This window comes from Streptomyces sp. NPDC054842, from assembly GCF_053611025.1.
Window position 1 is genome coordinate 99452 of record NZ_JBSGZN010000013.1, and the last position, 24400, is coordinate 123851.

Here is a 24400-nt window from a genome sequence, read left to right on the forward strand (position 1 = left end):
TCGGGGGGCCGTTGCGGAGGTCCGGAGGGCGTCAGCCCTCCTTGCGGAGCCCTTCGAAGACCAGGCGTACGACGGCGTCGGCCACCTCGCGCTCCGCCGCGCCCCGGCCGTCGGGCCGGTACCACTCCACGATCGAGTTGATCATCCCGAACACCAGCCGTGTCGCGAGCCGGAACTCGACGTCGTCCCGCACGTCGCCGTCGGCGGCCGCCGCCCTCAGCAGCTCGGCCACCCGGTGGTCGAAGTCCCGGCGCCGCTCCAGGGCCCAGCGCTCGGTGTCCGTGTTGCCCCGCACCCGCAGCAGCAGCGTCACGTACGGCAGCTCGGAGGTGAGCACCTCGACCATCCGCCGTACGACGTACTCCAGCCGCTCCACGGCACGCCCCACGCGCGCGTGCTCCTCGTCGAGGATCCCGAAGAGGCCGTCCAGCGCCCGGCGCACCGCCCGGCCCAGCAGCTCCTCCTTGCCCGCCACGTGGTGGTAGATCGAGGACTTGGAGATGCCGGCGGCCTTGGACAGGTGCTCCATGGAGGTGCCGTCGTAGCCGCGCTCGATGAAGACCTGCACGGCGACGTGGAGGAGCGTCTCCGGGGTGTACGTGTCCCGCTTGGCGGTGGTCACGAGGTGCCCTCCCGCTTCTCGGAGGCGTGTCCGTGGCGGTACAGCGCCAGGGAGGGCGCGTAACGGCCCGAGGGCTCGCGCAGGTGCAGTTCCTCCAGGAGGTCGTGCGCCCAGGTCCGGCCGAGTCTGCGGCTCCACTCGAAGGGGCCCAGGGGGTAGTTCACGCCGAGCCGCATCGCGGTGTCGACGTCCTCCTCGGTGGCCACCCCCTTGGCGACGGCGTCGTGCGCCAGGTCGATGATCCGGGCCACCGTCCGGGCGACGATCAGGCCGGGTGCGTCCCCGATGACGCTGACGTCCTTGCCGAGCGCCTGGAAGAGACCGATGGCCTCCGAGAGCGTCTGGGCGGCCGTGTCCTGGGAGGCCGAGACGGCGATCCGGGTGGCCCGGCGGTAGTCGAGCGCCAGGTCGAAGTAGACGACGTCGCGGAACTCGACCGAGGTCTGTCCGTCGGCGAGGACCAGCTGACCGCCGGAGGGCAGCAGCAGCCGGGTGCCGTGGTCCTCCTCCTCCTCGCGGACCTGGATGCCGGCCTCACGGATCAGCGCGACGAGTTCGGAGGCGGGGCCGAGGTCGCCCTCGACGGTGACGTGGGCGGGCGGGGCGGCCCTCTCCGCGGTGTGCGGCTCGGGGCGCTCGGCACCGTCCGCGTAGTCGTACCAGCCGTGGCCCGACTTGCGGCCGTGCCGGCCGGACTCCACGAGCCGCCGCTGGGCCAGCGAGGGCGTGAAGCGCACGTCCTGGAAGAAGGCCTGCCACACGGAGTGCGTGACGGACTCGTTGACGTCCTGGCCGATCAGGTCGGTCAGCTCGAAGGCCCCCATCCGGAAGCCCCCGGACTCGCGCAGGACGGCGTCGATGGTGGCCGGGTCGGCGGCCTGGGACTCGTAGACCGCGAAGGCCTCGGCGTAGAACGGCCGGGCGATGCGGTTGACGATGAAGCCGGGGGTGTCCGCGCAGGCGACCGGCGTCTTGCCCCACTCGCGGGCCGTCTCGTACGCGCGCGTGGCCGACGTGACGTCGGTGGCGAACCCGGAGACGACCTCCACCAGGGGCAGCAGCGGGGCGGGGTTGAAGAAGTGCAGCCCGACCAGGCGGCCCGGGTTGCGCAGCGCGCCGCCGATGGCCGTCACGGACAGGGAGGAGGTGTTCGTGGCGAGCAGGCAGTCCTCCCCGACCACGTCCTCCAGGTCGCGGAACAGCTGCTGCTTCACGTCGAGCCGTTCGAGCACCGCCTCCACGACGAGCGCGCAGTCGGCGAGTTCGGCGAGGCTCCCGGCCGGGTGCAGCCGGGCGCGCGCGGCGTCCCGGTCGGCGGCGCTCAACCGCTCCTTGTCGACGAGACGGTCCAGTCGCGCGCCGATCGCCGAGGCGGCCGCTTCGGCCCGTCCGGGCACGGCGTCGTACAGCCGCACGGGCCGGCCTGCGACCAGCGCGACCTGGGCGATGCCCTGGCCCATGGTGCCGGTACCGACGACGGCCACGGGGCTGCTGAGGTCGAGTGCTGTCATGCTCGCGATCCTCCCGCACACGGTTTTCCACAGATGCGGCGGTCCCCCTTGTCCCGACCGATCGTTCGGTTACTCTAACCGTGTCCGTCCCTTCCTGCCCAGCTCGCGAGCTCGACGAGGAGCTCCTGAGACGAGGAGTTGGTCCTAGATGGCCGCCGAACTCACCGCGCACCAGCTGATCGCCCAGCACCGGCCCACCCTCGACCAGGCGCTCGAAGCGATCCGCACACGCGCGTACTGGTCCCCGCACCCCGAGCACCCCAAGGCCTACGGGGAGCACGGGAGCCTGGGCATGGCGGAGGGCAAGGCCGCCTTCGACGCCCTGCTGGGCACCCGTCTCGACCTCGGCCAGGCGGGCACGGACGACTGGGTGGGCGGCGAGGTCTCGCCCTACGGGATCGAGCTGGGCGTCACCTACCCGCACGCGGACGTCGACGTGCTGCTGCCGGCCATGCGTGCGGGCATGCGGGCGTGGCGGGACGCGGGCGCGGAGACGCGCGCGATGGTCTGCCTGGAGATCCTCAAGCGGATCAGCGACCGGACGCACGAGTTCGCCCACGCGGTCATGCACACCAGCGGCCAGGCGTTCATGATGGCGTTCCAGGCGGGCGGCCCGCACGCGCAGGACCGCGGCCTGGAGGCCGTGGCGTACGCGTACGTGGAGCAGGTCCGCACGCCGGACAACGCGGAGTGGACCAAGCCCCAGGGCAAGCGGGACCCGCTCGCGCTGAACAAGCAGTTCACGCCGGTGCCGCGCGGCATCGCCCTGCTGATCGGCTGCAACACCTTCCCGACGTGGAACGGCTACCCCGGCCTCTTCGCGTCCCTGGCCACGGGGAACGCGGTCCTGGTCAAGCCGCACCCGCGCGCGGTGCTGCCGCTCGCGCTGACCGTCGCCGTGGCCCGCGAGGTGCTCACCGAGGCCGGCTTCGACCCGAACCTGGTCGCGCTGGCCGCCGAGCGCCCCGGAGAGGGCATCGCGAAGACCCTGGCGGTCCGCCCCGAGATCCGGATCATCGACTACACGGGCTCCACGGAGTTCGGCGACTGGCTGGAGACCAACGCCCGCCAGGCCCAGGTCTACACGGAGAAGGCCGGCGTCAACACGGTGCTCGTCGAGTCGACCGACGACTACAAGGGCATGCTGTCGAACCTCGCCTTCTCGCTGTCCCTCTACAGCGGCCAGATGTGCACCACCCCGCAGAACCTGCTGATCCCCCGCGACGGCATCCGCACCGAGGAGGGCCCCAAGTCGTACGACGAGGTGGTCGCCGACCTCGCCGGGGCGGTCGACGGACTCCTCGGTGACGACGCCCGCGCCAACGCCCTGCTCGGCGCCATCGTCAACCCGGACGTGAAGGCCCGCCTGGAGGCCGCCGCCGGTCTCGGCGAGGTCGCCCTCGCCTCCCGGGAGGTCGCCAACCCCGAGTTCCCGGACGCCGTCGTGCGCACCCCGGTGATCGTGAAGCTCGACGGCGCCCGGAAGTACTGGGAGGGCGCCGAGGACGAGGCCGCCTACCTGAGCGAGTGCTTCGGCCCCGTCTCCTTCGCGGTCGCCGTCGACTCGGCGGCGGACGGCACGGACCTGCTGCGGCGGAGCATCCGGGACAAGGGCGCGATGACGGTCGGCGCGTACACCACCTCCGAGGAGGTCGAGCAGGCCGTCCAGGAGGTCTGCTTCGAGGAGTGCGCCCAGCTCTCGCTGAACCTGACCGGCGGGGTCTACGTGAACCAGACGGCCGCCTTCTCCGACTTCCACGGCTCCGGCGGCAACGCGGCGGCCAACTCCGCCCTGTGCGACGGCGCCTTCGTGGCGAACCGCTTCCGGATCGTGGAGGTCCGCCGGGAGGCGTAGGCCGCCCGGGCCCGCCCGCCCTACGCCGGCGCGCCCCCGGTGGTGCTCCAGTGGAACAGCGTCATCGCGACGCTGGTCGCGAGGTTGTAGCTGGACACCTGGGGGCGCATCGGCAGGGACACCAGCCGGTCGGTGCGGGCCCGCAGTTCGGCGGAGAGCCCGGTGCGCTCGGAGCCGAAGGCGAGGACGGCGTCGTCGGGTAGCTTCAGCCCGCGGATGTCCTCGCCCTCCGGATCGAGGGCGAAGACCGGCCCCGGCGGCAGCTCGGCGACCGTCAGCCGCTCCACGGCGGTCGCGAAGTGCAGCCCCGCACCGCCGCGTACGACGGTGGGGTGCCAGGGGTCGAGCGTGCCGGTGGTGACCACGCCGGTCGCGCCGAAGCCCGCCGCGAGCCGGATGACGGCGCCCGCGTTGCCCAGGTTCCTGGGGTTGTCGAGCACGACGACGGGTGCCGCCCGGCCCGGACGCGCCAGGGCCGCGAGATGGGCGTCCCGGGACGGGCGTACGGCCAGCGCGGCCACCGCGGTCGGGTGCGGACGCGGCACCAGAGCCCGCAGCGTCGTCTCCGGGACCTCGCTGAGCAGCCCGTCGAGCACCTCCCGTACGTCCGGGGCCAGCTCGTCCGCCAGGGCAAGCGCGGCGGGCCGGTCGGCGGTGACGGCCACCGGAACCGAGGCCCCGAAGCGCAGGGCGTGCTTGAGGGCGTGGAAGCCGTCGAGCAGCACCGCACCGTCGGCGAGCCGGTGCCAGGCCCGTACGGCGTCGTCCGCGCCGCCCGTGCTTCCGTCGCCGTTGGTGCCTCGCCTGCCGCCCGGGTCGTTCATGCCGTGAAGCCTACGTGCGTCCCCTCCACCGGATCCGGGCCGCGCGGCTGCCCACCGCGCGGGCCGGGAACCGTGCGGCCGCCGCCCCGGCCGCGGAACAGCCCCCCACGCGCGCGTGCCGCCCATCCGCCCAGGCGCCGCAGGAACGACGTCGGCAGGAACACCGCGTCGGCGGCGATCATGGCCAGCGAGAAGAACGGCAGGCCCAGGACCACGGCGATCACGGCGTGCTCGGTCATCATGACCGCGAGCAGCACGTTCTTCACCCGCCGGTTGAACAGCGTGAACGGGAAGGCGACCTGCACCACGACCGTCCCGTACGTCACCAGCAGCACCGCGGTGCCGTGCGCGGACAGCAGGTCGGAAAGCGCCGGCCAGGGCGAGAAGTAGTCCAGGTGGAGCGGGTAGTAGACGGCGGTGCCGTCCTGCCAGCGCGAACCCTGGATCTTGTACCAGCCGGCGGTCGCGTAGATCAGGCACGCCTCGGCCATGATCACCAGCAGGGCCGCGTTGTGCGCGAGGTTCGCGACGACGTCGAGCAGGATCCGCGGCTGGGCGGTGCGCGCGCGGCGTCCGACGGCCCACCAGAGCCCCTGCGCCGCCCACAGCCCCCAGTAGACCGTCAGCCAGCCCCCGAGCCGGCCGCCGTCGATCTTCCCCGTCAGCGTCGCCGCGAGCAGGGCGAGGCCCAGGACGGCCCACAGGGCGACTCCGACGGGATCGGACTGCTCGGCCGGCCCCCTCGTCTCCCGGGCTTCCGGGGTCTCCCGCGTCCCCTGGAGCGCGTGCGCGCCGGGGAACGCGCCACGCGCGCGTGCCGCCCGCCGGAGCCGGGCCCGCCGATCGTCAAGCGACCAGACCTGTCCGCAGCGCGTGAGGACGAGGTAGATCGCCATCAGGTGGATGACGTTGTCGCCGCCGTCCCCCATGAAGACGCTGCGGTTCTGCAGGGACAGCACGCCGATCATGAACAGGACGGACATGGTCCGGGTCCGCCAGCCGAGCATCAACAGCAGGCTCGACAGCACGGCCAGGGCGTAGACGGTCTCGAACCACAGCTGGCTGTCCGACCACAGCAGGACCGTGAAGGAGTGGTTGCTCGCCACGAGCTGCTGCGCCAGGTCCCAGCTCCAGGGCCCGTCGGGCCCGTACAGCTCCTGGCGGTGCGGGAACTCGCGCAGCAGGAACAGCAGCCAGGTGGCCGAGAAGCCGATGCGGATCACGGCCGACTGGTACGGCCCGAGGGCGGTCTCGGTGACGCGGGCGATCCCACGAGCGAGACACAGGGAGAACCGGTTCATCAGGCGCTCGCCCCCGCCCCCGTCGGCACCCGCCACCAGGGCAGCACGCGGAACACCGGCTTGTCGGACACCGGCTCGGCGCTCCAGTCGGGAGGCGGCACGTTGGTGGTGCGGGAGCGGACCTGCACGCGCTCCACGACGCCTCCGTCGGCGTCCGCCCGCTCCCGGTCGAGGCGCAGCACGACGATCCGGCGCAGGTAGCGCTCGGAGAGGTCGCCGCGCAAGCCCGCCGGACGGTTCTCGCTGTCGTGCGAGGCGAGGAAGAAGTCCCAGGCCCGGCGCAGTTCGTTCTGCTGGGTGTGGCTCGGCAGCGGATTGCCGTCGATGGCCTCGCCGTCCCGCGCCGACAGGTCGTACCAGCCGGTCGTGCGGCGCCCGCCGTCCGCCGTCCTGACCTCGGCCCGGACCTGGACCGCGATGTTCTGCTGAAGCGGATTGGGCGCGAACAGCTTCCAGTTCTGCTCGAACTCGGGGTAGATCCAGTCCTCGACGGCCCGGCCGTGCTGTTTGGTGGCCGTGTTGGAGGGCGCGACGTGCAGGAACACCATGCCGAGGTGCAGGCAGGCGGCGACCATGACGAAGGCGAGGGCCACGGCGGCCGCGATGCGGTAGGGCAGCGAGAGCGCGGCGAGACCTGCCCGGTCGGGCGCTGCCGCCGGCCGCTCGACGGAGTCGGGCCAGATCACAGGGGCCGTCCTGGCCGAGCCGGTGCGGGCAGGCGTGGCGTCCGGTCCGGAAGGGCCCTGGTCCGGCCCGCCGGAAAGGCTCGCGCCGCCCTCGGCAGCGGCGCGGGTCAGGGCCGGGTCCCGCGGTCCGGGGCCGGAGTCGTCGGGACGGGCGGGCTCGCCGGACGGGGACGGTACGGAGCCACCGGGCGGTCCGGAACTGTCGGGAGGTCCGGAACTACTGGGCGGATGCGGCGCGGAACTGGCGGGCGAAGCCGGCACGGAACCGGCGGCCGGGAGCGGTACAGGATCGCCGCCGGGCGAAGGCGGGACGGGATCGCCGGGCGAAGGCGGTACGGGACTGCCCGGGCGGTCGGGCCCGTGGCGGGCGTCCGAGCCCTCGTCGTACGCGTCCATTCCGCCCCGTTTCCCGATCCCGGTCCGACCCCGCCGTCCGGCCCCACGGCGCGGTGTCACTCGCGCACCACGCGCACCGACGTTCGCACCGGAACGGAACGGTACTCAGACCCGCGGTCCAGCACAGCCCCATGGGCCACAGCGGTCGAACCGGGCCCCGTGAGGTTATCCACAGCGGTTGACACCTTACGACGCTCGCCCGACCATGGTTTCGAGCGAACCGAACGATCGGTCGGTAGCCAGGAGCGAGAGGTCGAGGGGGACCGCATGGCAACAGCAGCCGCGCAGCGTACGGCCCGCACGGAGGCGGACCCGGCGACGGACGGTGCCGCGCAGGAGGCGTACGAGCGCGCCTTCGACGCCGCCGTGGCGGCCGACGAGCGCATCGAGCCACGCGACTGGATGCCCGACGCGTACCGCTCGACGCTGGTGCGCCAGATGGCGCAGCACGCGCACTCCGAGATCATCGGCATGCAGCCGGAGGCGAACTGGATCACGCGCGCGCCCTCCCTGCGGCGCAAGGCGATCCTGATGGCCAAGGTGCAGGACGAGGCGGGGCACGGCCTGTATCTGTACAGCGCCGCCGAGACCCTCGGCACCAGCCGCGACGAGCTCCTGGACAAGCTGCACAGCGGCCGCCAGAAGTACTCGTCGATCTTCAACTACCCGACGCTGACCTGGGCGGACGTCGGCGCCATCGGCTGGCTGGTGGACGGCGCCGCGATCACGAACCAGGTCCCGCTCTGCCGCTGCTCCTACGGTCCGTACGCCCGCGCGATGGTCCGTGTCTGCAAGGAGGAGTCCTTCCACCAGCGCCAGGGCTACGAGCTGCTCCTCGCCCTCAGCCGCGGCACGCCGGAGCAGCACGAGATGGCCCAGGACGCGGTGAACCGCTGGTGGTGGCCGTCCCTGATGATGTTCGGCCCGCCGGACGACGAGTCCGCGCACTCGGCGCAGTCGATGACGTGGAAGATCAAGCGCCACTCGAACGACGAGCTGCGCCAGCGCTTCGTGGACATCTGCGTGCCGCAGGCGGAGTCCCTCGGCCTGACGCTCCCCGACCCGGACCTCCGGTGGAACGAGGAGCGGGGCCACCACGACTTCGGCCCGATCGACTGGACCGAGTTCCGCGAGGTCCTCAAGGGCAACGGCCCGTGCAACGACCAGCGGCTCACCCAGCGCAGGCGGGCTCACGAGGAAGGCGCCTGGGTCCGCGACGCGGCCGCCGCGTACGCGGGCAAGCAGGCGGCCAGGACCGACGCGGCCGGCACCGACCGGCCCGAGGACGCACACGGAAAGGCGCGAGCATGACCACCGACTGGCCCCTCTGGGAGGTCTTCGTGCGCTCGCGCCGCGGGCTCTCCCACACCCACGCCGGCAGCCTGCACGCCCCGGACGCCGAGCTCGCCCTGCGCAACGCGCGCGACCTGTACACCCGGCGCGGCGAGGGCGTCTCCATCTGGGTCGTCCCGTCCACCGCCGTCACGGCGTCCTCGCCCGACGAGAAGGACCCCTTCTTCGAGCCGGCCGCCGACAAGCCCTACCGGCACCCGACGTTCTACGAGATCCCCGAAGGGGTGAAGCACCTGTGACGCCCACGCTGCCCGCGTCCGGCACCACGGCCGCCGCGGCCCTCTGCCTCGGGGACGACGCCCTGGTGCTCTCGCACCGCCTGGGGGAGTGGGCCGGCCACGCCCCCGTCCTCGAAGAGGAAGTGGCCCTGGGGAACATCGCGCTGGACCTGCTCGGCCAGGCCAGGGTGCTGCTCTCGATGGTCGGCGACGAGGACGAGCTGGCGTACCTCCGCGAGGAGCGCGCCTTCCGCAACCTCCAGCTGGTCGAGCAGCCGAACGGCGACTTCGCGCACACGATCGCCCGCCAGCTGTACTTCTCCACCTATCAGCACCTCCTGTACGGGCGCCTGGCAGCGGGTGACGGCGCGCTGGCGCCGCTCGCCGCGAAGGCCGTCAAGGAGGTCGACTACCACCGGGACCACGCGGAGCAGTGGACCCTGCGGCTGGGCGACGGCACCGAGCTGAGCCATGAGCGGATGCGGCTGGCCTGCGACGCGCTGTGGCGGTTCACCGGCGAGATGTTCCAGCCGGTCGAAGGCGTGGATCTCGACTGGGAGGCTCTGCGGACCGACTGGCTTGCCTCGGTCACCGACGTCCTGCGCCGCGCGACCCTCGATGTGCCGCAGGGACCCCAGGCCGGCGCCTGGACGGCGGGCGCCGGACGGCAGGGCCTGCACACGGAGTCGTTCGGCCGGATGATCGCCGAGATGCAGCACCTGCACCGCAGCCACCCGGGAGCGTCGTGGTGACCCCCGCCCCCACGGCCGAGGGCCGCATGACCGCGCTCGAGGAGGAACTGCGCAGGCTCGCCGGTTCCGTCCTCGACCCGGAGCTGCCCGTCCTCACCCTGGAGGAACTGGGAGTGCTCCGCGCGGTGCACGTCCGCGAAGGCGGCTCGGTCGAGGTCGAACTCACCCCGACGTACACCGCCTGCCCGGCCATCGAGGCGATGTCCGTCGACATCGAGCGCGTCCTGCACGAGCACGGGGTGGCCGAGGTGTCCGTCCACAAGGTGCTCAGCCCGGCCTGGTCGACGGACGACATCTCGGACGAAGGACGCCGCAAGCTGCGCGAGTTCGGCATCGCGCCGCCGCGCGGCGGGCGCCCGGCGGGCCCGGTGACGGTCGGCCTCGGCCCGACCCGGACGCTCACCGCGCAGGAGGCGACTCCGGCGCCGACAGCCCCTGCGGGGACGACCGCTGCCGCCACGGCACCCGTCGACGAGGCCACGGCAGCACGGACCCCGGCGGCGGAGCCCGTGCGCTGCCCGCTCTGCGGCTCCGGCGACACCGAACTGCTCAGCCGCTTCTCGTCCACCGCCTGCAAGGCACTGCGGCGCTGTCTGACCTGCCGTGAACCGTTCGACCACTTCAAGGAGTTGTGATGGCCCGGTTCCACCCGCTCCCGGTGGCCGCGGTCGACCGGCTCACCGACGACTCCGTCGCCCTGACCTTCGCCGTGCCGCCCGCCCTGCGTGAGGAGTTCCGGCACGCTCCCGGCCAGCACCTCGCCCTGCGCCGCACCGTCGACGGCACGGAGATCCGGCGGACGTACTCGATCTGCTCCCCCGCGCCCGACCCGACCGACCCCGAGGGCCCGCGCACCCTGCGCGTCGGCGTGCGGCTCGTCGACGGCGGCGCCTTCTCGACGTACGCGCTCAAGGAGATCCTGGCCGGCGACGAGGTGGACGTCATGACACCGGCCGGACGCTTCACGCTGGAACCGGCGCCCGGGCTGTACGCGGCGGTGGTCGGAGGCAGCGGCATCACCCCGGTGCTGTCCATCGTGACGACCCTGCTGGCGCGCGAACCGGAGGCCAGGTTCTGCCTCATCCGCAGCGACCGGACGGCCGCCTCCACGATGTTCCTGGAGGAGGTCGCCGACCTCAAGGACCGCTACCCGGAGCGGTTCCAGCTGGTGACGGCGCTCTCCCGGGAGGAGCAGCAGGCCGGGCTCCCGACGGGACGGCTCGACCAGGAGCGACTGGCAGCACTGCTGCCGGCGCTGCTGCCCGTGGACCGGGTGGCGGGCTGGTTCCTGTGCGGGCCGCTCGGTCTCGTCCAGGGCGCGGAGCTTGCGCTGCGCGGCCTCGGGGTGCCCCGGACGCGTCTGCACGAGGAGATCTTCCACGTCGACACCGTCGCCGCGCCCGCGGTCACCACACCGGCTCCCGCCCACAGCCAGGTGACCGCCCGGCTCGACGGCCGGGGCGGGACCTGGCCCGTCCAGGACGGCGAGTCCCTCCTGGAGACCGTGCTGCGCAACCGCCCCGACGCCCCCTACGCCTGCAAAGGCGGCGTCTGCGGCACCTGCCGTGCCTTCCTCGTCTCGGGTGAGGTGCGGATGGACCGCAACTTCGCACTGGAACCGGAGGAGACGGACGCGGGTTACGTACTGGCCTGCCAGTCCCGTCCGGCCACGGAGAAGGTCGAGCTGGACTTCGACCGCTGACCCATTTCAGGTGACCCGGCACCCCACCGGGTCACCGAACGGCTCCCTCACCGCCGACGTGGCCGCCCTCCCGCCGACACCTCCACCCGCTCCACCCCTCTCCACCCGTTCCCTTCTTGTAGAACCTGTTCTATCTTGACGACCCGTCAGATCTGTCGGAGCCACCCGCCCGACGATCCGCCGGTTCCACCGGTGGTGCGGGAGCAACGACGGGTGGACCGGGTGCGTGGGAGGGGCGGGACCGTGGACTTCACCTTCACCGAGGAACAGCAGGCGGCGGCCGAGGCGGCGAGGGCGGTGTTCGCCGCAGTGGCACCGGACGCCGTACCCAGCCCCTCCCTCACCACGGGAGCCGTCGCCGAGGACTTGGACCGGCCCCTGTGGGCGAAACTCGCCGACGCCGACCTGCTGAGCCTGCTGCTGGACGCGGAGTTCGGCGGCGCGGGCCTTGATCCCGTCGCGCTGTGCCTGGTGCTGCGCGAGTCGGCGAAGGTACTGGCCCGGGTGCCGCTGCTGGAGAGCACCGCGGCGGCGGTGACCGTCCAGGCGTACGGCAGCCCCGAAGCGAAGGCGGATCTGCTGGCACGGGCCGGCCGCGGCGAAACCGTGCTGACCGTCGCCGCGAACGGCCGCACCGGCCACGACCCGGCCGAACTCGCCGTCACCGCCCGGCAGGACGGCGACTCCTGGGTCCTGGACGGCCTGCAGACCGCCGTGCCCTGGGCGCACAACGCCGACCTCATCGTCGTACCCGCACACACCGCCGCCGGCCGGACCGTCCTCGCCCTCCTCCCCCGCGTCCACGAGGGAACCGTCCTCGCCGAGCAACTCTCCACCACCGGTGAGCGGTTGGGCGAGCTGCGCCTGGACTCAGCGCGCGTCGCCGCACGGGACGTCATCGAGGCGGACGGCGCCTGGGAGGGACTGCGTGAGCTTCTCACCACCGGCACGTGCGCGCTGGCGCTCGGGCTCGGGGAGCGCGTGCTCGGCATGACGAGCGCGTACACGAGCAAGCGTGAGCAGTTCGGCTTCCCGGTCGCCACCTTCCAGGCGGTGGCCGTGCAGTCCGCCGACCGCTACATCGACCTGCGCGCGATGGAGGTCACGCTGTGGCAGGCCGCGTGGCGGATCGGCACGGGCGCGGGAGGCGCGTTGCCCGCCGCGGCCGACGTGGCCGTCGCCAAGACGTGGGCGTCCGAGGGCGTGCGACGTGTCGTGCAGACCGCGCAGCACCTGCACGGCGGCTTCGGGGCGGACGTGGAGTACCCGTTGCACCGCTACCACGCCTGGGCCAAGCAGCTCGAACTCTCCCTCGGCCCGGCGGCAGCCCACGAAGAGGCCCTGGGCGACCTCCTGGCAGCCCACCCCCTGAGCTGAACGGCCCCACAGACCCCCGGCCCCGCACCCGGCACCCGGCACCCGGCACGCGGCACCACCCGGCAACGACATCCGCCCCCGCCGACCCGCCGGGCGTCCGGCCCGCGCATCTCACCTAAGCCGAAGCCGCAACCTCACCGGAGGCCGGCGGCCGGCGCTCAGGACCCCGACGACCGGGACCACCGGCGTCGGCCCTCGCGCCGCCGGGCGTCCGCCTCCGTCGTGGCCCGGCGCGCGAAGCGCCCTAGAGCACGAACCCCGGCTCGCCCTTGTCGTTCAGCACCGGGCGGCCCGCGGCGGCCCACACCTGCATGCCGCCCTCGACGTTCACCGCGTCGACGCCCTGCTGTACGAGGTACATGGCCACCTGGGCCGAACGACCCCCCGAACGGCAGATCACATTGACCCTGCCGTCCTGCGGCGCCGCCTCGGTCAGCTCGCCGTAGCGGGCCACGAACTCACTGATCGGGATGTGCAGCGCCCCCTCGGCATGACCTGCCTGCCACTCGTCGTCCTCGCGGACGTCCAGCAGGAAGTCTCCGTCCGTCAGGTCCTTGACCTCGACGGTGGGCACACCAGCTCCAAAATGCATGCCTCGACGCTACCTGACCGCACCGGCACTCCGTCGCCCCAGCCACCCGCGGTCCCACCACAGCCACCGGTGGTCCCACCACGGCCCTTGGTGCCCAAGCCCACCACGACAGCCCGCCGACTCGGCCTCCCGCTGATCAGCCCTGCCAGCCGGGCCTCCCGCTAGCCGATCAGCCCTGCCAGCTGGGCCTCGCGCTCACCGACCTGGGTCAGGAGCTGTTCGGCGATCTCCTCCAGCAGCCGGTCGGGGTCGTCCGGGGCCAGCTTGAGCATCGCGCCGATCGCGCTCTCCTCCAGGTCACTGGCGATGAGCGTGAGCAGTTCCTTGCGCTGCGAGAGCCATTCGAGGCGGGCGTAGAGCTCCTCGCTGCGACTCGGCTTCCACTCCTCCGGCACGGGACCTGCGGCCCACTCGGCGGACAGCTCCCGCAGCAGGCCCTCGTCACCGCGCGCGTAGGCCGCGTTGACCCGGGTGATGAACTCGTCGCGACGCGAGCGTTCGCCGTCGTCCTGCGCCAGGTCGGGGTGGGCCTTGCGGACGAGTTCGCGGTAGAGCCTGCGGGCCTCGTCACTGGGCCGCACACGCTGCGGGGGCCGCACCGGCTGGTCCGTGAGCATCGCCGCGGCCTCAGGGAAGAGGCCCTCCGAGTCCATCCAGCCGTGGAACAGCTCCTCGACGCCCGGCATCGGCATGACCCGGGCCCGGGCCTCGTCCGCCTTGCGCACGTCCTCGGGGTCGCCGGTGCGGGCGGCCTGCGCCTCGGCGATCTGGGCCTCCAGCTCGTCGAGCCGCGCGTACATCGGACCGAGCTTCTGGTGGTGCAGCCGCGAGAAGTTCTCGACCTCGACGCGGAAGGTCTCCACGGCGATCTCGTACTCGATCAGCGCCTGTTCGGCCGCGCGCACGGCCCGTTCCAGCCGCGCCTCGGGCCGCGCGTCCTCGTCGGCCACGACACCCGCACCCTCTCCGGCCGCGTCGGCCCCGGCCACCGCGTCCTGGCCCGCCCCCTCACCGGCACCGTCGGGCTGAGGGCTCGCGGCGCTGCGGGAACGGGCGTTCTCCGCCGCGCGGGCGGCCTCCGCCTCGGTGCGGTCGGGCTGGCTGTGCTCGGCTTCCGGGGTCGTCACCCGTCCAGCCTAGGCCACGGGACCCCGCGGATTCCCGGGCCGACCCGGGATGCCGCCCGCCCCTCCCGTCACACGCCGGTCTCCGCGGCGACGCGACCCCGCGCGACCGCCGCCACCAGCTCCGCGTGGTCCGCCTCCGTGCGGTCCGCGTAGGCGACGGCGAAGGCGGCCATCGCCTCGTCCAGCTCCTCGTTCTTGCCGCAGTAGCCGGCGATCAGGCGCGGGTCGGCACTGTGCGCGTGGGCCCGGGCGAGGAGGGCGCCCGTCATCCGGCCGTAGTCGTCCACCTGGTCGGGGGCGAGGGCGGCGGGGTCGACGCTGCCCTTGCGGTTGCGGAACTGCCGCACCTGGAAGGGGCGCCCGTCGACCGTCGTCCAGCCGAGCAGGAAGTCGCTGACGACCTGTATGCGCTTCTGGCCCAGCACCACGCGCCGGCCCTCGTGCTCCGCTTCGGGCACGGTGTAGCCGGCCGTCCGGAGATGGGGGACCAGCGCCGACGGCCGTGCCTCCTTCACCTGGAGGACGAGGGGCTCCCCGCGATGGTCCAGGAGCAGGACCACGTACGAGCGGGTGCCGACACTGCCGGTGCCGACGACGCGGAAGGCGACGTCGTGCACCGCGTACCGGGCGAGGAGCGGAATGCGGTCCACGGACAGGGTCGTCAGATAGTCCTCCAGGGACGCAGCGACCGCCGCGGCCTCCCCGTCGGGCACGCGGCGCAGCACCGGCGGTGCGTCGACGAACCGGCGGCCGCCGCCCTCCACGGTCTCGGTCGACTTCTCCGCGAACCGTCCGCTGGTGTTGGCCCGTGCCTTCTCGGAGACCCGCTCCAGGGTGCCGAGCAGGTCGTGGGCGTCGGCATGGGAGACGAGCTCCTCGTCCGCGATGGCGTTCCACGCGTCGAGGACCGGCAGCTTCGCCAGGAGGCGCATGGTGCGGCGGTAGGCGCCCGCCGTGTCGTGCGCGGCCTTGCGACAGGTGTCCTCGTCCGCCCCCGCCTCCCGTCCCGCGAGCACGAGAGAGGTGACGAGCCGCTTCAGGTCCCACTCCCAGGGGCCGCGCACCGTCTCGTCGAAGTCGTTCAGGTCGATGAGCAGGCCGCCGCGGGCATCGCCGTACAGGCCGAAGTTCGCCGCGTGGGCGTCGCCGCAGAGCTGCGCCGCGATGCCGGTCATGGGGGTGCGCGCGAGGTCGTGGGCCATGAGGCCGGCCGATCCGCGCAGGAACGCGAAGGGGCTGGCGGCCATTCTGCCGACGCGTATCGGGGTGAGCTCGGGGATGCGGCCGGTGTTGGACTCCTCGACCGCGGTCACCGCGTCCGGCCGGCCGGTGTCGAGCGTCAGCGCGGCGTGCGCGGTGCGCGGCACCGGTTGCCGCAGCGCCTTGCCCTCGGCCTTGGGGCCCCGGTGCCCCCCGGCTTCCCCGGCGCCGCCGGCCGTCCGCTGGAAGGGCTGCTCCGCGAACCCCCGCACGCGGAAGACCCTCGGCGCACGCCGGACGGAAGCCTCCGCGGCCTGCTCGGTGACCCCTGTGTCCTGCTCGGTGACCCCTGCGTCCTGCTCGGTCATCGCGACCGCCTCCCCCGTGCACAACATCAACTCGTGATGACCGTACCGCCGGGCGCCGAGACGCGTCAGACCCTGTGGACAACTATGCGCACCGGCTGCTTACCGGGGCAGGGCACCGGCTACTTGCCGGGACAGGATCCGCCTTCAGGCAGGTGCCGCTCGGCCCAGACGCCGAGTTCCTTGAGCGCGGGTTCGAGTGCGGCCCCCGCCTCGGTCAGGCGGTAGGCGACCCGCAGCGGGGGCCCGTCGTCCACCTCGCGCACGACCAGTCCTGCCACACCCAGCTCCGTGAGCCGGTCCGAAAGCATCCGTTCGCTGATGCCGGGGATGGCCCGGCGCAGTTCGGCGAAGTGCACGGGCCGTTGGATCAGCACCGACACGATCAGGCCGGTCCAGCGCTTTCCGAGCAGCTGGAAGACCCGCGTCATCCCGTCATCGACCTTCTGACACGGCCCTGCGTGGTGGGGCACCGACTCCGCCATGGCTCCAGGGTACTGCGTTCACGCAAGGGGATGAAAAAAAGTAAGTAGCTGTGTTATCTCTAGTCAGGTACGAAAAAGAAGCCCGCCGACCGGGCCGCTTCGCTCTTCCTTGGAGATTCCGATGGCCACGCTCCTGCACATCGACTCGTCCGTGTTCCCCACCGCCGCGTCGGCCTCCCGCGCCGTGACGGACGCCTTCCGCAACACCTGGGAGGAGCAGCACCCCGACGGCACGGTGATCTACCGCGACCTCGCCGCGAACCCCGTGCCGCACATCAGCGCCGACGCCCACACCGCCGGCTTCGCCGCCCCGGACGCGCACACCCCGGAGCAGGCCGCCGCCTTCGCCGAGCGCGTGAAGCTCATCGAGGAGCTGGAGCAGGCGGACGCCGTCCTGATCGGCGCCCCCATGTACAACTTCTCGATCCCCTCGACCCTCAAGGCGTGGCTGGACAACGTGATCCTCATCGGCCGCACCGCCATGGCCGAGGACTCGAAGCTCAAGGGCACCCCGGTCACCGTGGTCGCCAGCCGGGGCGGCTCCTACGCGCCGGGCACCCCGCGCGAGCCCTACGAGTACGTGCAGAACTACCTCCAGGCGGTCTTCGGCGACAGCCTGGCCATGGACGTCCACTTCATCGTCCCGGAGCTCACGATGGCGCCGCAGAACCCGGCGATGTCCGAGCTCGTCCCGCTCTTCGAGGCCTCGCGCACCCAGGCCCTCGACGCCGCCACCGCGAAGGCCAAGGAGGTCACGGCCCACCTGGCCGCCTGACCCGCCGCCGGAACACCCGGCACCGACCCCCCGAACGGCGCGCGCCCTGCGACCGGCCTCACCACCCGGTGACACGACGCGCGCCTGCTCGTACGAAGGGAATGGGTCCACGCCCCCTCCAACGAGCCGGCGCCGCAACGGCTACCGGTGTCGCCCCCATGGCACGAATGCGTCGGGTGCGTGCAGTGAGATAGCTCACCGCCCGGGTCCGAGTCGCCCGCGTCGAATGCCTCGGCCGGCTCTGGCGGGCAACGAGAAACGGACCCTCCCCCCGACTTTCGTCGGAGTGAGGGTCCGTTCGCTGTGCGCGAGGGGGGAGTTGAACCCCCACGCCCTTTCGGGCACTGGAACCTGAATCCAGCGCGTCTGCCTATTCCGCCACCCGCGCATTGGGTGTGTCGTCCGTCTCCCACCAAGTGGTGCGAGCGCCTGTCGACATGCAGAAGATTAGCACGCTGTCCGGGGTGGAATCACATCCCTTTCCCCGGGCCCCGCACCCCCCGTGGACCTCGGCCGATCAGAGCGCGCGTGAGGCGCCCGGGACCCCCGCCGGCGTCCCGGGCCAGGTCCGGGGCGGTGTCGGCACCGGAGGGGGACGCGTCGACACGGGAGGTCGCACGGGGCGCTCCGCGCTCCCGGCCGTCCCCTGTCGCTCTCACCGAGTCCCCCTGCCCACCTGCCGCCCTACCGACCTTCCGCCCTTCACGGATGCGCTCCCGCACGCCCCGCCGCACGCTTCTCGCCCTTCTCGTCCCTCTCGCCCCGCTCGTCCCCTGCCGTTCCGTTCCCCCCGCACCGAACGGAACCGGTTCACGTATCAACCTCGTACCGGTCCTGGCCATCTGTACAGGAGCCGGACAAGGTCCACAGTCAGGTGCGGGACACTGGTCCCGGGCCGCCTCTACGATCCTTGTCGGAAGGAGTTCGAAGAGGCGCTCCGGCGGGAACTTCGGGAGGGAAACCCGGCTCGGTGCTTCGCGAGGTCTCGACACTCGTCGACCGGGCCGACAGGGGGAACCACCCGTTTTCCCGGCGCGTGGATACGATCAGTAAGCAGTATCAGGACGAAGACGATCAGCAGTACGCCGTAAGTGGCACCGCGCTGGGCAGTAGACACGTGAGTGACACGGCGGTGAGCAGCACAGGAAGCACCGCACGCGGCAGCGCGGCGAGCGGTACGGACGCAAGCGGCACGCGGGACGACGTCTAGGAGGAGGTGCCCCATGGGAGTCCTGAAGAAGTTCGAGCAGCGTCTCGAAGGTCTGGTCAACGGCACCTTCGCCAAGGTGTTCAAGTCCGAGGTCCAGCCCGTGGAGATCGCGGGAGCGCTCCAGCGGGAGTGCGACAACAACGCCACGATCTGGAATCGCGAGCGGACCGTCGTACCCAACGACTTCATCGTGGAGCTGAGCACGCCGGACTTCGAGCGCCTCAGCCCCTACTCGGGCCAGCTCGGCGACGAACTCGCCGGCATGGTGCGCGACTACGCCAAGCAGCAGCGCTACACGTTCATGGGCCCCATCAAGGTCCACCTGGAGAAGGCCGACGACCTGGACACCGGTCTGTACCGGGTGCGAAGCCGTACGCTCGCCTCCTCCACCAACCAGCAGTCGCCCGCGTCCGCCCCGGCGGGTCCGGCCGCGGGGCGCCCCGGCGGATACGGCTACCCGCCGTCCGCCCAGCCCTCGGCAGCTCCTCCCATGCCGTCCGCGCCGCCGCCCGGCGGCCGCCCCGGCGCCGCCCCCCTGGGACAGCGCGCCGCGGCAGCCCCGGGACCGGGCACCAGAACACGGCACTGGATCGAGGTCAACGGCACCCGCCATCAGATCTCCCGCCCGACGCTGGTGCTGGGCCGCAGCACCGAAGCCGACGTGCGGATCGACGACCCCGGCGTCTCGCGCCGGCACTGTGAGATCCGGACCGGAACGCCCTCGACGATCCAGGATCTCGGGTCCACCAACGGCATCGTGGTGGACGGGCAGCACACCACCCGCGCTACGCTCCGCGACGGCTCGCGGATCGTCGTGGGCAGCACCACCATCATTTACCGGCAAGCCGAAGGGTGAAGCGGGGGCAATGTCAGAGCTGACCCTCACGGTCATGCGGCTGGGTTTCCTGGCCGTACTGTGGCTGTTCGTGATCGTGGCCGTGCAGGTCATCCGCAGCGACCTGTTCGGAACGCGCGTCACCCAGCGCGGCTCGCGCAGGGAAGCCGCGCGGCCGCAGCAGGCCGCGCGCCAGGCCGCGCCCCCGCAGCAGCGCCAGCAGGCGGCGCCGAGCGGCGGTGGCCGCCAGCGCCGCGGCGCCCCCACCAAGCTGGTCGTCTCGGAGGGCACCCTCACGGGCACGACCGTCGCGCTCCAGGGGCAGACCATCACCCTGGGCCGTGCGCACGACTCGACGATCGTGCTCGACGACGACTACGCGTCCAGCCGGCACGCCCGGATCTACCCCGACCGGGACGGGCAGTGGATCGTCGAGGACCTCGGCTCCACCAACGGCACCTATCTCGACCGGGCCCGGCTGACGACTCCCACACCGGTCCCGCTGGGCGCGCCGATCCGCATCGGCAAGACCGTCATCGAGCTGCGGAAGTAGTACTACGTCATGAATAGGCGCGAGCGGAGCGAGCACGCAGCAGCGGTCCACACGACGGACCCCCGCGCGCTCCCGACCGGAGGGTGGGCACCGTGCGGATGTACCCGGAGCCGACGGGCGAGGTGCGCATGAGTCTGTCACTGCGCTTCGCCGCCGGATCGCACAAAGGCATGATCCGCGAGGGCAACGAGGACTCCGGTTACGCCGGTCCGCGCCTGCTCGCGATCGCCGACGGGATGGGCGGCCAGGCGGCCGGCGAGGTCGCGTCGTCCGAGGTGATCTCCACCATCGTCGCGCTCGACGACGACGTGCCCGGCTCCGACATCCTCACCTCGCTCGGCACCGCCGTGCAGCGCGCCAACGACCAGCTCCGCATGATGGTCGAGGAGGACCCCCAGCTGGAGGGCATGGGCACGACGCTCACCGCCCTGCTGTGGACCGGTCAGCGCCTCGGCCTCGTCCACGTCGGCGACTCGCGGGCGTACCTGCTGCGCGACGGCGTCCTCACGCAGATCACGCAGGACCACACCTGGGTGCAGCGCCTCGTCGACGAGGGCCGGATCACCGAGGAAGAGGCCACGACGCACCCGCAGCGGTCCCTGCTCATGCGGGCGCTCGGCAGCGGCGACCACGTCGAGCCCGACCTCTCCATCCGCGAGGTCCGCCCGGGCGACCGGTACCTGATCTGCTCCGACGGCCTGTCGGGAGTCGTCAGCCATCAGACGATGGAGGACACCCTCGCCAGCTACCAGGGCCCCCAGGAGACCGTGCAGGAGCTGATCCAGCTCGCACTGCGCGGCGGCGGCCCCGACAACATCACCGTCATCGTCGCGGACGTCCTCGACATCGACAGCGGCGACACCCTCGCCGCCCAGCTCTCCGACACCCCGGTCGTCGTGGGCGCGGTCGCCGAGAACCAGCTCCAGTCGCACGACAACGGCGCCATGCAGACCCCCGCCGGACGCGCCTCGAACCTCGGCCGCCAGGTGCCCGGACAGGGCGGCGGCGAGTTCGGCCCGCCCGGCAGCGGCGACACCACCGGCTACGTCCCGACCGGCAGCTTCGGCGGGTACTCGGACGACGACTTCGTGAAGCCGCGCTCGGGGCGCAAGTGGCTGAAGAGGTCCTTCTACACGGTGCTCGTGCTCGCCGTCATCGGCGGCGGCCTGTACGGCGGCTACCGCTGGACGCAGACGCAGTACTACGTCGGCACCAACGACGAGCACGTCGCGCTGTACCGGGGCATCAGCCAGGACCTGGCCTGGGTCTCGCTCTCCAAGGTGGAGAAGGACCACCCCGAGATCGAACTCAAGTACCTCCCGCCCTACCAGCAGAAGCAGGTCAAGGCGACCATCGCCGAGGGCGGGCTCGACGACGCGCAGTCCAAGATCGACGAGCTGGCCGTGCAGGCGTCCGCGTGCAAGAAGAACGCCGAGCGCCGCTCCGCCGAGAACGAGAAGAACGCCAAGACCGGCGAGGGCGAGGCCGGCGGCGTCACGGGAACCACCAAGTCGTCCCTGACGTCCAAGGCCACGTCGTCGCCGACACCCAGCCCGTCGGCGTCGCAGCCCACGTCCCCCAAGTCCAAGACCGCACCCACTCCCACACCCGGCCCCAGCCTCTCCGAGGAAGAGCAGAAGCTGGTCTCGCTGTGCGGTAAGCAGTAAGCAGCCGTGAGGGGCCCTGTCACACCATGAGCAGTACTACGAACCCGTCGACGCACCAGACGTCCACGATCGGCTCGATCGGTACGCCGAGCCGCCGCAACACCGAGCTGGCGCTGCTGGTCTTCGCCGTCGTCATCCCGGTGTTCGCCTACGCCAACGTGGGCCTCGCCATCAACGACTCGGTGCCGCCCGGCCTGCTGAGCTACGGCCTCGGCCTCGGTCTGCTCGCCGGCGTCGGGCACCTCGTGGTCCGCAAGTTCGCGCCGTACGCGGACCCGCTGCTGCTGCCGCTGGCCACGCTGCTCAACGGGCTCGGACTGGTGGTGATCTGGCGGCTCGACCAGTCGAAGCTCCTCCAGTCGATCAACCAGGCGGGCAACGCGGCGCCACGCCAGCTCCTGTACACCGCGCTCGGCATCGCGCTGTTCGTGGTGGTGCTGGTGTTCCTCAAGGACCACCGGGTGCTCCAGCGCTACACGTACATCTCGATGGTCGCGGCCCTCGTGCTGCTGCTCCTGCCGCTGGTGCCGGGGCTCGGCGCCAACATCTACGGCGCCAAGATCTGGATCTCGATCGCCGGGTTCTCCATCCAGCCCGGTGAGTTCGCGAAGATCGTCCTGGCGGTGTTCTTCGCCGGCTACCTGATGGTCAAGCGCGACGCGCTCGCCCTCGCCAGCCGCCGGGTGATGGGTCTCTACCTGCCGCGCGGACGCGACCTCGGTCCGATCCTCGTGGTCTGGTTCATCTCCATCCTGATCCTGGTCTTCGAGACCGACCTCGGTACGTCGCTGCTCTTCTTCGGCATGTTCGTGATCATGCTGTACGTCGCCACCGAGCGGACCAGCTGGATCGTCTTCGGTCTGCTGATGTCCGCGGCGGGCGCGGTCGGCGTGGCCACCTTCGAACCGCACATCCAGACCCGCGTGCAGGCCTGGCTCGACCCGATGCGCGAGTACGCGCTCAGCCAGGCCGGGACCAACGACGGCATCGTCCACTCCGAGCAGGCCATGCAGGCCCTCTGGGCGTTCGGCTCCGGCGGCACCCTCGGCACCGGTCTGGGTCAGGGACACTCCGAGCTGATCCGCTTCGCCGCCAACTCCGACTTCATCCTCGCCACCTTCGGCGAGGAACTGGGCCTGGCCGGCGTCATGGCGATCCTGCTGATCTACGGCCTGATCGTCGAGCGCGGCATCCGCACCGCCCTCGCCGCCCGCGACCCGTTCGGCAAGCTGCTGGCCGTCGGCCTGTCCGGCGCCTTCGGTCTCCAGGTCTTCGTGGTCGCCGGCGGCGTCATGGGCCTGATCCCGCTGACCGGTATGACCATGCCGTTCCTCGCGTCCGGCGGTTCCTCGGTCATCGCCAACTGGGCGCTGATCGCCATCCTGATCCGCATCAGCGACACCGCCCGGCGGCCCGCGCCGGCCCCCGCCCCCAACCCCGACGCCGAGATGACCCAGGTGGTCCGCCCGTGAACAAGCCCCTGCGCCGGATCGCGATCTTCTGCGGGCTGCTCGTCCTCGCCCTGCTCATCCGGGACAACTGGCTGCAGTACGTCAAGGCCGACTCCCTCAAGGACGACCCCAAGAACCGCCGTGTCGCCATCGAGCGCTACGCCACCCCGCGCGGCGACATCATCGTCGACGGCAAGTCGATCACCGGCTCGAAGAGGACCGACAACAGCGACTTCGCGTACAAGCGGACCTACAAGGACGGCGCCATGTGGGCGCCGGTCACCGGGTACGCCTCCCAGGCCTTCGGCGCCACGCAGCTGGAGTCCATCGACGACGGGATCCTGACCGGCAACGACGACCGGCTGTTCTTCCGCAACACCCTGGACATGCTGACCGGCAAGAAGAAGCAGGGCGGCAACGTCGTCACCACCCTCAACTCGGCCGCCCAGAAGGCCGCGTACCAGGGTCTGCTGAAGCAGGGCAAGGGCGCCGTCGCCGCGATCGACCCGCAGACCGGCGCGATCCTCGCCCTGGCATCCACCCCGTCGTACGACCCGTCGACGTTCGCCGGGAACTCCACGACGACGGACAGCAAGGCCTGGACGAAGATCCAGAAGAAGAACGACCCGGACGAGCCGATGCTCAACCGGGCGCTGCGCGAGACCTACCCGCCGGGCTCCACGTTCAAGGTCGTCACCGCGGCCGCGGCGCTGGAGGACGGGCTGTACACGGACGCGGACCAGAAGACCAAGACGCCGCTGCCGTACACCCTGCCGGACACGACGACGGAGCTGAAGAACGAGGGGAACATCCCCTGCAAGAACGCCACCATGCGCGTGGCGCTCCGGGTCTCCTGCAACACCGTCTTCGGCAAGATCGGCGTCGACGTCGGCCGCGACAAGATGGTCGAGCAGGCCGAGAAGTTCGGCTTCAACGAGGAGCAGTTCACGCCGGTGCGCACCAGCGCCTCGACCTTCCCCACGAAGATGGACCGGCCGCAGACCGCGCTCAGCTCCATCGGGCAGTTCGAGACCGCCGCGACCCCGCTCCAGATGGCCATGGTCGCCTCGGCCGTCGCCAACAACGGCACACTCATGAAGCCGTACATGGTCGACAAGCTCCAGGCGCCGAACCTGGACGTGATCGAGCAGACCGACCCGCAGAAGATGAGCGAGCCCCTCTCCGAGGAGAACGCCCAGATCCTGCAGTCGATGATGGAGACGGTCGTCAAGGACGGCACCGGCCAGAACGCGCAGATCAACGAGAACGGCATCACGGTCGGCGGCAAGACCGGTACCGCCCAGCACGGCGTCGACAACAGCGAGAACCCGTACGCCTGGTTCATCTCCTACGCCAAGCAGAGCGACGGCAGCTCCCCGGTCGCCGTGGCCGTCGTCGTCGAGGACGAGAGCGCCAACCGCGACGACATCTCCGGTGGCGGCCTCGCGGCGCCCATCGCGAGGGACGTGATGAAGGCGGTCATCGACAGCAAGAAGTGACCCCCGTCACGTCCCCTGCGCATCGGTGCACGTTGCGATACCGG

22 protein-coding genes and 1 tRNA gene are annotated in these 24400 nt (G+C 71.8%); 13 read left to right on the forward strand and 10 right to left on the reverse strand.

What is annotated here, in order from left to right; all coding sequences use genetic code 11:
- Positions 1-31 precede the first annotated feature (31 nt).
- Positions 32-622, reverse strand: a complete 591-nt coding sequence (locus ACWGIS_RS12990) for a TetR/AcrR family transcriptional regulator (RefSeq protein ID WP_453362454.1) — start codon at positions 620-622, stop codon at positions 32-34.
- Positions 619-2133: a 3-hydroxyacyl-CoA dehydrogenase gene (locus ACWGIS_RS12995; protein WP_453362455.1), complete on the reverse strand. Its 1515-nt coding sequence runs from the start codon at positions 2131-2133 to the stop codon at positions 619-621. Before ACWGIS_RS12995 ends, ACWGIS_RS12990 begins: the two co-directional genes overlap by 4 nt.
- 148 nt (positions 2134-2281) lie before the next feature.
- On the opposite strand from ACWGIS_RS12995, the gene paaN reads away from it, so the two are divergent.
- On the forward strand, positions 2282-3988 hold the full coding sequence (gene paaN, locus ACWGIS_RS13000) for a phenylacetic acid degradation protein PaaN (RefSeq protein ID WP_453362456.1): 1707 nt from the start codon (positions 2282-2284) through the stop codon (positions 3986-3988).
- A 20-nt stretch (positions 3989-4008) separates the two neighbouring features.
- Here the strand turns inward: paaN and ACWGIS_RS13005 are convergent, their stop codons facing one another.
- Genes ACWGIS_RS13005 through ACWGIS_RS13015 form a run of 3 tightly spaced genes read right to left on the reverse strand, consistent with a single transcriptional unit; the run spans position 4009 to position 7195 of the window.
- Positions 4009-4812, reverse strand: coding sequence for a TrmH family RNA methyltransferase (locus ACWGIS_RS13005; protein ID WP_453362457.1), 804 nt, complete (start codon positions 4810-4812; stop codon positions 4009-4011).
- Positions 4809-6113, reverse strand: a complete 1305-nt coding sequence (locus tag ACWGIS_RS13010) for an HTTM domain-containing protein (protein ID WP_453362458.1) — start codon at positions 6111-6113, stop codon at positions 4809-4811. Before ACWGIS_RS13010 ends, ACWGIS_RS13005 begins: the two co-directional genes overlap by 4 nt.
- On the reverse strand, positions 6113-7195 hold the full coding sequence (locus tag ACWGIS_RS13015; RefSeq protein ID WP_453362459.1) for a DUF5819 family protein: 1083 nt from the start codon (positions 7193-7195) through the stop codon (positions 6113-6115). Before ACWGIS_RS13015 ends, ACWGIS_RS13010 begins: the two co-directional genes overlap by 1 nt.
- A gap of 267 nt (positions 7196-7462) precedes the next feature.
- Here ACWGIS_RS13015 and paaA point away from each other — a divergent pair, with 267 nt between their 5' ends.
- The 6 genes from paaA to ACWGIS_RS13045 all read left to right on the forward strand — a co-directional run bounded on the left by paaA (position 7463) and on the right by ACWGIS_RS13045 (position 12597).
- Positions 7463-8506 carry a 1,2-phenylacetyl-CoA epoxidase subunit PaaA gene (gene paaA / locus ACWGIS_RS13020; RefSeq protein ID WP_453362460.1) on the forward strand — a complete coding sequence of 348 codons (1044 nt, stop codon included), beginning with the start codon at positions 7463-7465 and terminating at the stop codon, positions 8504-8506.
- Positions 8503-8787, forward strand: a complete 285-nt coding sequence (paaB, locus tag ACWGIS_RS13025) for a 1,2-phenylacetyl-CoA epoxidase subunit PaaB (RefSeq protein WP_453362461.1) — start codon at positions 8503-8505, stop codon at positions 8785-8787. Before paaA ends, paaB begins: the two co-directional genes overlap by 4 nt.
- Positions 8784-9518 carry a 1,2-phenylacetyl-CoA epoxidase subunit PaaC gene (gene paaC, locus ACWGIS_RS13030; protein ID WP_453362462.1) on the forward strand — a complete coding sequence of 245 codons (735 nt, stop codon included), beginning with the start codon at positions 8784-8786 and terminating at the stop codon, positions 9516-9518. The genes paaB and paaC overlap by 4 nt, the downstream gene beginning before the upstream one ends.
- Positions 9519-9544: 26 nt before the next feature.
- Entirely contained in the window at positions 9545-10153 is a 609-nt protein-coding gene (locus ACWGIS_RS13035) for a PaaD-like zinc ribbon domain-containing protein (RefSeq protein WP_453362523.1), read from the forward strand.
- Positions 10153-11220 (forward strand): 2Fe-2S iron-sulfur cluster-binding protein, encoded by a 1068-nt coding sequence (locus ACWGIS_RS13040; RefSeq protein ID WP_453362463.1) that lies wholly within the window; start codon positions 10153-10155, stop codon positions 11218-11220. Before ACWGIS_RS13035 ends, ACWGIS_RS13040 begins: the two co-directional genes overlap by 1 nt.
- A 243-nt stretch (positions 11221-11463) precedes the next feature.
- Positions 11464-12597: an acyl-CoA dehydrogenase family protein gene (locus tag ACWGIS_RS13045; RefSeq protein WP_453362464.1), complete on the forward strand. Its 1134-nt coding sequence runs from the start codon at positions 11464-11466 to the stop codon at positions 12595-12597.
- 244 nt (positions 12598-12841) lie between these two features.
- Here the strand turns inward: ACWGIS_RS13045 and ACWGIS_RS13050 are convergent, their stop codons facing one another.
- From ACWGIS_RS13050 to ACWGIS_RS13065, 4 genes are all read right to left on the reverse strand, one after another.
- Positions 12842-13171 carry a rhodanese-like domain-containing protein gene (locus ACWGIS_RS13050; protein ID WP_453362524.1) on the reverse strand — a complete coding sequence of 110 codons (330 nt, stop codon included), beginning with the start codon at positions 13169-13171 and terminating at the stop codon, positions 12842-12844.
- A 179-nt stretch (positions 13172-13350) separates the two neighbouring features.
- Positions 13351-14178, reverse strand: coding sequence for a hypothetical protein (locus tag ACWGIS_RS13055; protein WP_453362525.1), 828 nt, complete (start codon positions 14176-14178; stop codon positions 13351-13353).
- A 206-nt stretch (positions 14179-14384) separates the two neighbouring features.
- The gene (locus ACWGIS_RS13060) at positions 14385-15884 is read right to left on the reverse strand and encodes a DUF2252 domain-containing protein (RefSeq protein WP_453362465.1); all 1500 of its coding nucleotides are present in this window, start codon (positions 15882-15884) and stop codon (positions 14385-14387) included.
- Positions 15885-16003: 119 nt separating this feature from the next.
- A complete protein-coding gene (locus tag ACWGIS_RS13065) occupies positions 16004-16366 on the reverse strand; it encodes a winged helix-turn-helix transcriptional regulator (RefSeq protein ID WP_453362466.1) in 363 nt (120 codons plus the stop codon).
- Positions 16367-16487: 121 nt separating this feature from the next.
- On the opposite strand from ACWGIS_RS13065, the gene ACWGIS_RS13070 reads away from it, so the two are divergent.
- Positions 16488-17141 (forward strand): FMN-dependent NADH-azoreductase, encoded by a 654-nt coding sequence (locus ACWGIS_RS13070; protein WP_453362467.1) that lies wholly within the window; start codon positions 16488-16490, stop codon positions 17139-17141.
- 304 nt (positions 17142-17445) lie between these two features.
- On the opposite strand, the gene ACWGIS_RS13075 is transcribed toward ACWGIS_RS13070, so the two are convergent.
- Positions 17446-17529, reverse strand: a tRNA-Leu gene (locus ACWGIS_RS13075).
- Between the two features lie 835 nt (positions 17530-18364).
- Between ACWGIS_RS13075 and ACWGIS_RS13080 the strand changes: the two genes are divergently transcribed.
- The 5 genes from ACWGIS_RS13080 to ACWGIS_RS13100 all read left to right on the forward strand — a co-directional run bounded on the left by ACWGIS_RS13080 (position 18365) and on the right by ACWGIS_RS13100 (position 24356).
- Positions 18365-19207: an FhaA domain-containing protein gene (locus ACWGIS_RS13080; protein ID WP_453362468.1), complete on the forward strand. Its 843-nt coding sequence runs from the start codon at positions 18365-18367 to the stop codon at positions 19205-19207.
- 10 nt (positions 19208-19217) lie between these two features.
- A complete protein-coding gene (locus ACWGIS_RS13085; protein ID WP_121405035.1) occupies positions 19218-19739 on the forward strand; it encodes an FHA domain-containing protein FhaB/FipA in 522 nt (173 codons plus the stop codon).
- Between the two features lie 128 nt (positions 19740-19867).
- Positions 19868-21406, forward strand: coding sequence for a Stp1/IreP family PP2C-type Ser/Thr phosphatase (locus ACWGIS_RS13090; protein ID WP_453362469.1), 1539 nt, complete (start codon positions 19868-19870; stop codon positions 21404-21406).
- 26 nt (positions 21407-21432) lie between these two features.
- Entirely contained in the window at positions 21433-22878 is a 1446-nt protein-coding gene (locus tag ACWGIS_RS13095; protein ID WP_453362470.1) for an FtsW/RodA/SpoVE family cell cycle protein, read from the forward strand.
- Positions 22875-24356 carry a peptidoglycan D,D-transpeptidase FtsI family protein gene (locus tag ACWGIS_RS13100; RefSeq protein WP_453362471.1) on the forward strand — a complete coding sequence of 494 codons (1482 nt, stop codon included), beginning with the start codon at positions 22875-22877 and terminating at the stop codon, positions 24354-24356. The genes ACWGIS_RS13095 and ACWGIS_RS13100 overlap by 4 nt, the downstream gene beginning before the upstream one ends.
- Positions 24357-24400 lie beyond the last annotated feature (44 nt).